The organism is Coleofasciculus sp. LEGE 07092 (assembly GCF_015207375.1).
Lineage (GTDB): Bacteria > Cyanobacteriota > Cyanobacteriia > Cyanobacteriales > Coleofasciculaceae > LEGE-07092.
This window is the reverse complement of sequence record NZ_JADEWY010000083.1, coordinates 20847-30785: the sequence shown is the minus strand read 5'-3', so window position 1 is coordinate 30785 and position 9939 is coordinate 20847. Positions and strand designations below refer to the sequence as shown.

Here is a 9939-nt window from a genome sequence, read left to right as displayed (position 1 = left end):
TATCTAACGGCAAGCTCTTTTTGCCATCATATAAATGGGTGGTTACTACCACTACCCCATTGTCTGTTTTCCCTATTTCTCCAATGTATTGTCTTCCTACTCCGGCGGTGAAATTCCCGCTTTTTCTATGCCCTGAATCATCCACAATCAGGGTAAAGCCCCGACTTATCTTCGTTTGACTACACTGATTCATCACCTGGAGGCGACGGGCATTGACTTCTATTGCTGACCAAGGCGCTTCGGTCAGAAAGCGGATGCGCCGCCTCGGAGGTTTCCTCCGAATTTAGGCGCACCAAGGGTGTAATCGGTGGTATGTTACTCCTACAGCGTTTTCCGCTATTTGATATAGATTTTTTCGTTCACTTTCCCCCAATAATCCGCCAATATAGTTCCTAAACTCCCTTTTCTGGGCTTTGTGGTTAAACAGAAAAGTCAAACCTTTTGCACCATTTATCGAAGCAGGGAGGCATGGCGGCGGGAGTGGTTTCTTTCATCTGGAACAAATTGACGTAAAATGCAGACTGTATAATAATTATACTCTACTTTTAGAGTCTTCTTTGTTTAAGTCCCGATAAAAGGATGCACACTAGGAAGAACAAAGCAAGCATAGTTGTACTTGGGGAAGAACGCACTCGCAGGGGACGAAACTGGAGAGGATTAGTCACTTTAGTGGCAGTCCAACGATTGCTGGCTATACCTTCATAAGCTTTCGTTCCTAAGGACATTCTCCCCATCTCTGGATAGTGATTGAGGGATGGTACTCCAACAGCAGTTGAGCATTTTTCAGTGGCGCACCTGTAATGGGATAGGCGGTGAGAGTGTCTGCAAGAAGTTCGTGAGTGATCGCATCAGGTTCAGCCAGAGGTAAAGTCCCCAAAAACTTATAATGCAACCTTAGTTTTATAGAATTTTGCCCTGGAAACCCTAGAACGATAGACTTTATAATTGAAAACCCTGTTAGCAAAAATTGGGATCAGAAGTAGAGGAAAACTTCTAACCCCGATGATTTAAGCAATACGTTGACTTTAAAAACTAAATAATAATTTAGCTAAACTTCCGACGGCGCGATACTGTCAACCCGCCAACGAGTAAAGCTAAACCTGCTAAGGTGCTGGGTTCTGGAACTGATACTGAACTGCCGTCAGTAGTGCCGACATCAGTAGTGCCAACATCGATAGTGCCGCTCTTATCAACCACAAACAATGTGGCGTGAGAGAGATCCTTGCCAAACTGACTATTGCCAGCTAAATCGACGCCTATCGTGTTCCACGAACCACCAGACGTAGACGTAATACCGTCGAAGAAATAGGCGCTGAAAAAAGTACTAGATTTAAGGCTAAGAACGAACGGAGTGGTGATTTTTTTAGCAACACTCCAAAAGCCACTATCACCACCCTGAACGCTCAAGCCAAACTCACCACCATTACTCTCATCAGATTTCCCGCCCAACACCCAGTTAAAGTCACCAAAAATATCATTATCATTCAGTAAAGTCAGCAATGGATTACCTGAACCCACATCATTACCCTGTAGGGGACTGAGACAGGTAGTATAATTAATAGCGCCAGCAGTGACAAGACCAAAAGCATCGCCACAAACCACTGTAGATGTAGGTGCCTGAAGTGGTTTTGAATTTTTATCTTTATTCGCTTGAACAGCAGATGCAGGTTTAGGAGTTGTGTCAGTCGTATTATCTTTGTCTTTAGCAAAAGCTGCGCCACTATCCAATGCTGACATACATATAAAACTAACAACCAGTAAACCAGAATTCAGCAAACGAGAAACAGTTGCGTTCATGTTAGTTAAAATCTCCGTAGGATTATAAAAACTAATGGCTAGGGCTTTGTTGAATTAATGAATTAATTTGTAGTCCCTCTTCATTCAGTTGTTTTTAGTATCGGATACCCCTGTTGGCGTTTAGGTTTGCGCAAGGGTTGGTTTATGTATAATTTATGTATAAGTTTTGCTTCAACTGAGTTATTGCACCATTTGAGTACTTCCCGAACTACACCAATTCTGTGCCTGAGAACCAAGGGTGACAGTCATAGACCATAGCGATACCTTTGGATGAGAAACTAGAAAGCATAACGCAAATACATCATCTGGATTTTGCGTCTCCCTATCAAAAACAACATCTATCGTCATTACAGGATTAGAACATGACAGGTAAGTCTTCTATCTTTCTCGCTGGTGCCAGTCGCGGTGTTGGTCGAGAAATTGCGAAATGTCTGGTAGAAAAAAACCAGAAGGTCAAAGCTTTGCTGCGTTCGGAGGTGTCCCGCCCAGAATTGGAGGCAATGGGAATTACAGTCGTGATGGGAGATGCTCTAGATGCTGCGGCTGTAGAACAGCTAATGCTAGGTGATGAACCAATTCAGGCGGTAATCAGTACAATTGGCGGTTTGCCGAAAGATGGTCAACGAGCAGATTATCTGGGGAATAAAAATCTGATTGACGCTGCTGTGAAGGCTAACGTCAAAAAGTTTATCCTGATTTCTTCTATTGGTAGTGGGGAAAGTGTTATCGCTATACCTCCCCAAGCGCTGGAAACCTTGAAACCTGTATTAATCGAAAAAGAGCAGGCAGAAAAGTACCTGATTGAAAGCGGACTGACTTACATCGTAATTCGACCGGGTGGGTTAAAGTCGGAACCCGCCACTGGCAATGGTGTGCTGACGGAAGACTATAAAATAGCAGGAAGCATCCACCGGGCTGATGTTGCTCAGTTAGTTTGTCAGTGCTTGTTTTCAGATGCGGCTAATCATAAAATTCTGTCAGCCGTCGATCGAACGCAAATGTATGGTCAGCCAGAGTTTGAGGAATTTAGCTTGACTTAAATGGCTTTACCCAACTGCGGTGGAATGCCGAATCAAGTGCAAGACGGGCGATCGCAAAATATAAAATACTCTCAACTAGCAAAACAGCCAACAACCAGAACGAATCCATCCCATTGTGTTTCACCTCCACTAGCGCTAATCCCCTTACTAACCCAAATGCCATCACTACACCTGTCTTGAGATGGGGATTTGGGTCGGTGCGGACGGCGTAGCGGTAGGTGACGCCGAACAGGAAGCCAGATAAACATGCGATCGCTAGTTTTATGAGTAGATTAATACCCGTGGTAATTTGCAGTTCCTGGAGAAACTCAAACGACTCCGCTAGTATCAGGGAGTTTACCACTGCGATCGCTCCATAAGCCAGAGTAGCAGATAAAGCCGCTAGAATACCTGCTTTCACAGACTCGATACGTTCGGCAGCAGTTGGGACAGAAGACAGGTTCACAATGGGAAATCTCCCGTAAAAAAAGGCTCAAATTGAATTATGATAAGCTTTGGAGTCATTTTTTAACTGTTATAGCTTGCGATGGATATTCTGACATTAGGTTGGGTTACAGTACTGGTTCTGTTCACTTGGTCAATTGCTATGGTTGTCTGGGCGCGTAACGGTTTCTAGAGGCATCGTGGAAAGTTCCTTATATACAGTTCTGTTTTTTGCTGCTATTGGGTTGTTAGCTCTAGTCACAGGAGGCGTCGTTTATTTGACAGCGGCAGATTGGCGCGATCGCCGTCGTCGAGAGCGGGATAAAAAAATGTAATGGTGCTCAAATTCCTGACTTCCGTGGAGTCTCAAGGGAAAGGTTTCCCCGCCCTATCGCCCCAGTCCATACAGCCCCAATAGAACTTCAACAAGTTCGCGGGAATCCCCATCCTCAAAGAGAGTAAGCGTTTAGCTTACGAAGCGTAGATTGGGGAGGCTATAAAAGCAGGTCGTACCAAGAAACGATCAAGACTTACTACCTACTAGTAAGCGTAGTTGAAGTACACCAATTTTCATAACAACCCCAGTAGGGATGCGCGAATGCTGCGTCCCTATTTTTTCCTGCATGACCAACATACAAACGATTGAGCCGCACACTCTCGGATGTCGTATTCATCTCACGTGAAATTTGATGGGATTGCGTTGGATGAGTACAATCATCAAAGTAAGCAAGCCTGACATTGTAGTATCCTTAACAAAAGCCAATAGACACCCCTTTAGACTGGAAACGGGTAAAGTGTAACAATAGATTCGATGCTTTAACGTCTAACTCATCTTATGGCTTCTACTTATTCATTTGATATTGTCAGCGATTTTGATCAACAAGAGTTGGTCAATGCCATCGACCAAACCAATCGCGAAATCACTAGCCGCTATGACTTGAAGGACACAAAAACAACCATCGAGCTGGGTGATGAAGTAATTACGGTGAATACTGATAGCGAATTCACCCTAGATGCCCTACATAGCATCCTCTTTCAGAAAGCCGCCAAGCGCAATCTCTCGGCTAAAATCTTTGACTTCGGTAAAGTCGAATCAGCCAGTGGCAATCGTGTTCGTCAAGAAATTAAACTCCAAAAAGGAATTAGTCAAGATATTGGCAAAAAAATTACCAAACTGATTCGTGACGAATTCAAAAAAGTGCAGGCTTCAATTCAAGGAGACGTTGTTAGAATTTCTAGCAAATCTAAAGATGACTTGCAAGTGATTATCCAGCGATTGAAACAGGAGGATTTATCGATAGCGCTGCAATTTACCAATTATCGGTAGGGCTTTCAGTTACTTTCACAAAGTAACATTGGCTCTTCAGCCCCCTTATAGCGTTTCTCTATCTGGTGAGGTACACCCTGATGAAAGCAGGGAGTAGGGAGTAGGGAGTGGGGAGTAGGACTGTACCTCATGTCAGTGAGAACCGCTATATTCTGATGCTATAGATGCATACCCCAATGCCCGAGAGGTTTTACAGTTTCTCAGGCAGGCAGGTTTTTAGGTCTGTGGAGGAGAGTTTAACTCCCCCCTTCGCAGAACAAAAGTTTGTCCTTTTCCCTCCTTTCTCTCTCCTATAAGGGGAAGGAAAGGAGGGGGGCAGGTCTTATCTTATCCGAGTCCTATTGCCTTCTCATTGCAGATAAGATAACTGCTCTACGAATTCTAGCTTTGAAATTACATCGACATTACTTCTTTTGCTGCTTCTAAAGTACGGTTAATATCTTCCTCAGTATGTGCCAGAGAGGTAAACCCAGCTTCAAACTGAGACGGTGCCAGGTAAATCCCCCGTTCCAACATTCCGCGATGGAAGCGGCTGAACTTAGCTAAGTCAGATTTTTTAGCATCATCGTAGTTATGCACCGGTTCGCTGGTGAAGAACATCCCGAACATGGCGCTGATGTGTCCGCCTGTGGCAGCGTGTCCCGTTTCTTTTGCAATTTGCAGCAACCCGTTAGAAAGTTTCTTGGTAATGCGATCGAGGTATTCGTAAGTACCAGGTTTTTGCAGCAATTCCAAGGTTTTGATTCCGGCTGTCATTGCTAGGGGATTGCCGGAGAGGGTTCCCGCTTGATACATTGGTCCTGCGGGTGCCACCATTGACATGATATCTTTGCGTCCACCGTAAGCACCCACGGGTAAGCCACCGCCGATAACTTTGCCCAATGTGGTCAGATCGGGTGTAACACCAAATTTTTCTTGAGCACCACCGTAGGCAATGCGAAAACCGGTCATGACTTCATCAAATACCAACAGCGCACCGTATTCTTGAGTCAGCAGCCGTAAACCTTCTAAGAATCCAGCATCGGGGGTAATAAAGCCGGAATTCCCCACAACTGGCTCCAAAATTACCCCAGAAATACTATCGGGATTGGCTTCAAATAGGGATTTAACTCCTTCTAAATCGTTGTAAGTCGCGGTTAAGGTACTTGCTGTAGCGGATTTAGGTACGCCTGGGGAGTCGGGCAAGCCTAAGGTAGCAACGCCAGAACCCGCTTGCACCAAGAGCATATCGGCGTGTCCGTGGTAGCAGCCTGCAAATTTGATGATTTTGTCTCTACCTGTAAAGGCACGCATCAGCCGGATCACTGCCATACAAGCTTCAGTGCCGGAATTGACAAACCGCACCATTTCGATACTGGGAACGGCTTCAATCACCATGGATGCCAACACGTTCTCTAGCACCGAAGGCGCACCAAAACTGGTGCCTTTTTCCAAGGCATCGTGCAGGGCGGCAATAACTTCTGGATGGGCATGACCACAAATTGCAGGTCCCCAAGTCCCCACGTAGTCTATGTACTGGTTGCCATCGACATCCCAGATGTATGCCCCGTTGACCCGGTCAAACACGATGGGTTGTCCGCCTACTGACTTAAATGCCCGCACTGGCGAACTCACGCCCCCCGGCATCAAGTTCTGGGCAGCATTAAAAATTTCTTCTGATTGGGTGGTCTTAAAGGAAGAGGTGGTAATCAAGACAGTCTCCTGTTGTTCAATGCTTATCTATCTCAGGATAAAGTTTAGTGGTGATTCGGGAAATAGGTGCGGGGGGAGTTGGGGAGGATGTAGAAACTCTCTTGACGGGAGCAACGCTGCCAGAGCCGTTCTCGTAAACCCAACCCCTAGTGCCGATAAGCCGTCTAGAGTTAGGAGTCGCGTAATTTTCGATAACTACCTTTCCTAAATGCGATCGCCTTCAGCAAAAGCTTGTGCTGCTTAGAGATAACACTCCCATACCACCTATAGCACTCCATTTGAGAGCCAGATTCATGACTAACCAATCCGAGATGCTCGGTATTGTTAAGTTGTTTTGGCAAACTGAAGTGGTGTTTCCCATCCACTGCCGCTATAAGCCCCACGATGGCGACAACTTGCGTTTTCTACAAAGCTGATGGCAAGAAGATATTTAAGTGTATTTGCAATTACAAGCCGATTGAATTCAAACTAATCCTTTTGGTGCAAAACAAGTCTTTCTTTAGTTAGACGGTTAGAAAAACCGCAGCAATTATCGTGTTGATTAAAGACAAGAAAATGCAGCTTTGGGTTCCTACTCTCCAAGCTTTTTTCAAACTAGAAAGTAAGTTTCTAAGGTCTACCGTTTTAGCCAAATAGCCATAACTCACAACAAATAAGGAGACTCAGATGTTCTATCACGTCAAAGAACTACAGTTTAATGCGCGGGTATCCAAACCCGATCCACGCTTTGCCAGCTTGCTCCTCGAACAGTTCGGTGGACCTAATGGAGAACTGAAGGCGGCAATGCAGTATTTTACCCAGGCATTTGCTGCCCGTCAGCCTTACCCTGACAAGTACGATATGCTCATGGATATCGCGACTGAAGAATTCAGCCACTTGGAGATTGTTGGGGCAACGATCACGATGCTCCTAGATGGAATCAACGGCGATCTCAAGAACGCTGCTGAGAATAGCGAATTGATGAAGTTTATCTCTGGTGGCAAAGCTGAACAGGAGCAGATGGTTCATAACGTAGCGATCAATCCGCAGTTTTTTGCACTCTCTGCTGGTGGTCCGCGACTGACTGATAGTCAAGGGACGCCGTGGAGTGGTGCTTATGTTACTGCCAATGGAGATCTCACGGTAGACCTGCGCTCAGATATCGCCGCAGAGTCCAGGGCAAAGATTGTATACGAGTATTTGATCCAGTTCACTGATGATCCGTATGTCAAGGAAACTTTAGGCTTCTTAATGACCCGTGAAGTTTCTCACTTCAAGATGTTCTCCGCAGCACTAGATACTATCGAACCCAACTTTCCACCAGGGGTACTTCAGGCTGATCCCCGCTACAGTCACCTGTATTTTAATATGTCCAATGGGACAAGTGCGCGAGGAGCATGGAACGAGGGTCAAGGTTCGTGGGAGTCTGGTGAGAACTGGGTATATGTCGGCGATCCGGTCGATCACGTCGTTCAGACAGAGGGAATGACTAAAAATCACCCCATCCAGGGTACAAAGCACACTCTAGAACAGACAGAGCAGATGAACCAGACTCTGAGCAAGCAGCGGAGTCAGGAAATCAAGTCAGCAAGTGTTAGTGGCGTAAATCAATGGTCATCTTACCCCCAAAATACCAGTGCAAGTCCGAAGCATGCGAAGTAAAACAAGAAATAGGTTAGGAGAAGTCATTTAATGCCAATCAATCAGACAGTGGCGTATGGGAAAAGCCACAATCCGTTAGATTACACCCAAACAGCCGAGACAGCCCAAACCCTACGCCCTCTGGTTGAGATAACGTACTATACCGATCCGCTCTGTTCTTGGAGTTGGGCGTTAGAACCCCAGTGGCGACGCTTGCGCTACGAGTTCGGCGACCAGTTGAGTTGCCGCTACTCCATGGGCGGTTTGATTTCAGATTGGCAGCACTTCAGTGACCCGCTCAATGATATCAACCGTCCCGTGCAGATGATACCCCAGTGGATTCAGCTCCAGCAGGTTTCTGGTATGCCGATTAACGAGCGAATTTGGCTAGAAGATCCCCCTGTATCGTCCTATCCAGCCTGCATCGCCGTTAAAGCTGCCGAACAGCAGGGACTCAGTATGGGTGAAGCCTATTTGCGGCGGTTGCGGGAAGCTGTCATGCTGGAGCAGCGTAACATTGCTCGTCGGGAGGTGCTGCTGGAATTGGCAGCGGAGTTGGCGGAGTCTACTGCTTTTAACAGTGAGCAGTTCCAGCAGGAATTTGACTCTCAAGAGGCAATCAATGCCTTTCGGGAGGATATCAAAGATGCACGCTATCGGGATATCGGTCGATTTCCTGCTTTAATCATGCGACCTATTACCGGACGAGCCATCTTACTCGTAGGCTACCGACCCTATAAGGAGTTGCGCAAGGCTCTAGCTCACGTCGCACCAGAGAGCAATCCGGTTCGTTCCGTCACGGATGCGATCGCGTATGCTTCCTACTGGGGACGAATCACCGCTCGGGAAGTCGCAGAAGCCCTAGATTTGGAGCTTGACGCTACTCAGACAGTGTTGGACGATGCGGTAGAGCAGGGGATTCTGATTAAGAGCGATCGCGTTTACCTGAGTTCAAAAAATTGCACTGCCAATTCCCACAATACCCCCATGGCAATCGGTTAGGTTCACATCCCCGACTTCTCTAAGAAGTCGGGGATCTGCCTTCACAAACCTGGTGTAGGATTGCCTCTGCCAATCAATAGTACTTGTCGAATAAGTTCAGCACGTTGCTGTGCCTGTTGTGCTTGATTTTCAAAACGCTCTGTTCTCAAAGGGTCGTTCTGTTCGCGGGCTTCATTCGCCATCTGACGAGTAATCTTGCTATGCTCCTTCAAAGCCCGCAGTGTTGACCACAGCAGATGCTCAATGTCCTCAGCTTGGCTTTCTAAGAGACTTTCTCCCAAAAAAGCATGACCAACATGACACTCGAATCTCAGCACAGAACCTTTGCGCATCTCCCACAAGGCACCACCACAGTCGGGACAAACTAAGCCTGAGAGTGTTCCTGGCAAGTCTTCAATCTCCAGAATCTTTTTATCGAGTTCTACTGAATTGAGTTTTACCTCTTCATTTGACATAACATTTCTCTGTTCTAGTGCAGCAATGATTCAGAAGCTAGGTTTACCAGAACACCTGCCATGTCGGTGATGGGTAAGATGTAGTCTACTACTACCCGCTGAATTGCGCTTTGTGGCATACTTGGCACAAGAGCATCTTTGGGGTCTTGGACAATCACCAATCCACCTCGCTCTTTGATCTCAATTAGACCTGTAGTTCCGTCATAAAGCGCACCCGATAGCACCAGACCAACCACCCGTTTACCATAAGCCACCGCAGCAGTCCGAAACAATGGGTCAATCTAACTCTGAAGGATTTGCGGCAGTCGGCTTGGGAAGTGCGCTGGGGTGTGAACTACAATGAAGACGGCTGCTGGTAAGTCAGAGGGGAAAGCCTGAATCAACTGGATAAGGGCTGCTATTCCCCCAGCAGAAGCTCCAATCACAATGATTTTATATCCAGGTCTAGTCATTTCTGTTTTCTTCCCTGCGATAGAAATTGGGGAAAACAATAACCGTTAATTTAATTGATGAAAACAAACCCACAGCGATCACCGATTATTTTTTCCGCCTTAAGCACAGTGCTGGTATTGACAGATACGGT

General features: G+C 46.3%; 12 protein-coding genes and 2 pseudogenes. 7 read left to right on the top strand and 7 right to left on the bottom strand.

All coding sequences use genetic code 11. From position 1 onward, the window contains the following. From IQ257_RS19230 to IQ257_RS19220, 3 genes and pseudogenes are all read right to left on the bottom strand, one after another. Window positions 1–494, bottom strand: a pseudogene (locus tag IQ257_RS19230) (transposase); the annotation flags it as partial. A gap of 221 nt (window positions 495–715) precedes the next feature. Continuing rightward, window positions 716–892: a hypothetical protein gene (locus tag IQ257_RS19225; RefSeq protein WP_193875496.1), complete on the bottom strand. Its 177-nt coding sequence runs from the start codon at window positions 890–892 to the stop codon at window positions 716–718. Window positions 893–1044: 152 nt separating this feature from the next. Continuing rightward, complete coding sequence (locus IQ257_RS19220; protein ID WP_193875498.1) at window positions 1045–1797, bottom strand: PEP-CTERM sorting domain-containing protein; 753 nt, start codon at window positions 1795–1797, stop codon at window positions 1045–1047. A gap of 362 nt (window positions 1798–2159) precedes the next feature. Here IQ257_RS19220 and IQ257_RS19215 point away from each other — a divergent pair, with 362 nt between their 5' ends. After that, window positions 2160–2837: an SDR family oxidoreductase gene (locus tag IQ257_RS19215; RefSeq protein ID WP_193875500.1), complete on the top strand. Its 678-nt coding sequence runs from the start codon at window positions 2160–2162 to the stop codon at window positions 2835–2837. On the opposite strand, the gene IQ257_RS19210 is transcribed toward IQ257_RS19215, so the two are convergent. Continuing rightward, window positions 2824–3282, bottom strand: coding sequence for a hypothetical protein (locus IQ257_RS19210; protein WP_193875502.1), 459 nt, complete (start codon window positions 3280–3282; stop codon window positions 2824–2826). The two genes, IQ257_RS19215 and IQ257_RS19210, sit on opposite strands and share 14 nt — an antisense overlap. Window positions 3283–3363: 81 nt before the next feature. On the opposite strand from IQ257_RS19210, the gene petN reads away from it, so the two are divergent. The 3 genes from petN to IQ257_RS19200 all read left to right on the top strand — a co-directional run bounded on the left by petN (window position 3364) and on the right by IQ257_RS19200 (window position 4587). Further along, on the top strand, window positions 3364–3453 hold the full coding sequence (gene petN / locus IQ257_RS19205; protein WP_193875504.1) for a cytochrome b6-f complex subunit PetN: 90 nt from the start codon (window positions 3364–3366) through the stop codon (window positions 3451–3453). A 7-nt stretch (window positions 3454–3460) separates the two neighbouring features. Continuing rightward, window positions 3461–3595 carry a hypothetical protein gene (locus IQ257_RS30850; RefSeq protein WP_265584503.1) on the top strand — a complete coding sequence of 45 codons (135 nt, stop codon included), beginning with the start codon at window positions 3461–3463 and terminating at the stop codon, window positions 3593–3595. A gap of 500 nt (window positions 3596–4095) precedes the next feature. Beyond that, window positions 4096–4587 carry a YajQ family cyclic di-GMP-binding protein gene (locus IQ257_RS19200; protein ID WP_193875506.1) on the top strand — a complete coding sequence of 164 codons (492 nt, stop codon included), beginning with the start codon at window positions 4096–4098 and terminating at the stop codon, window positions 4585–4587. Between the two features lie 393 nt (window positions 4588–4980). Here the strand turns inward: IQ257_RS19200 and hemL are convergent, their stop codons facing one another. Next, window positions 4981–6279: a glutamate-1-semialdehyde 2,1-aminomutase gene (hemL, locus tag IQ257_RS19195; RefSeq protein WP_228060836.1), complete on the bottom strand. Its 1299-nt coding sequence runs from the start codon at window positions 6277–6279 to the stop codon at window positions 4981–4983. 293 nt (window positions 6280–6572) lie between these two features. On the opposite strand from hemL, the gene IQ257_RS30845 reads away from it, so the two are divergent. The 3 genes from IQ257_RS30845 to IQ257_RS19185 all read left to right on the top strand — a co-directional run bounded on the left by IQ257_RS30845 (window position 6573) and on the right by IQ257_RS19185 (window position 8901). Beyond that, a complete protein-coding gene (locus IQ257_RS30845) occupies window positions 6573–6695 on the top strand; it encodes a hypothetical protein (protein ID WP_265584501.1) in 123 nt (40 codons plus the stop codon). 250 nt (window positions 6696–6945) lie between these two features. Next, complete coding sequence (locus tag IQ257_RS19190) at window positions 6946–7920, top strand: manganese catalase family protein (RefSeq protein WP_193875509.1); 975 nt, start codon at window positions 6946–6948, stop codon at window positions 7918–7920. 30 nt (window positions 7921–7950) lie between these two features. Beyond that, window positions 7951–8901 (top strand): DsbA family protein, encoded by a 951-nt coding sequence (locus IQ257_RS19185; protein WP_193875511.1) that lies wholly within the window; start codon window positions 7951–7953, stop codon window positions 8899–8901. Window positions 8902–8942: 41 nt separating this feature from the next. On the opposite strand, the gene IQ257_RS19180 is transcribed toward IQ257_RS19185, so the two are convergent. After that, complete coding sequence (locus IQ257_RS19180) at window positions 8943–9356, bottom strand: hypothetical protein (RefSeq protein WP_193875513.1); 414 nt, start codon at window positions 9354–9356, stop codon at window positions 8943–8945. Between the two features lie 14 nt (window positions 9357–9370). Further along, a pseudogene (locus IQ257_RS30200) lies at window positions 9371–9808 on the bottom strand (chemotaxis protein CheB). Between the last annotated feature and the right edge of the window lie 131 nt (window positions 9809–9939).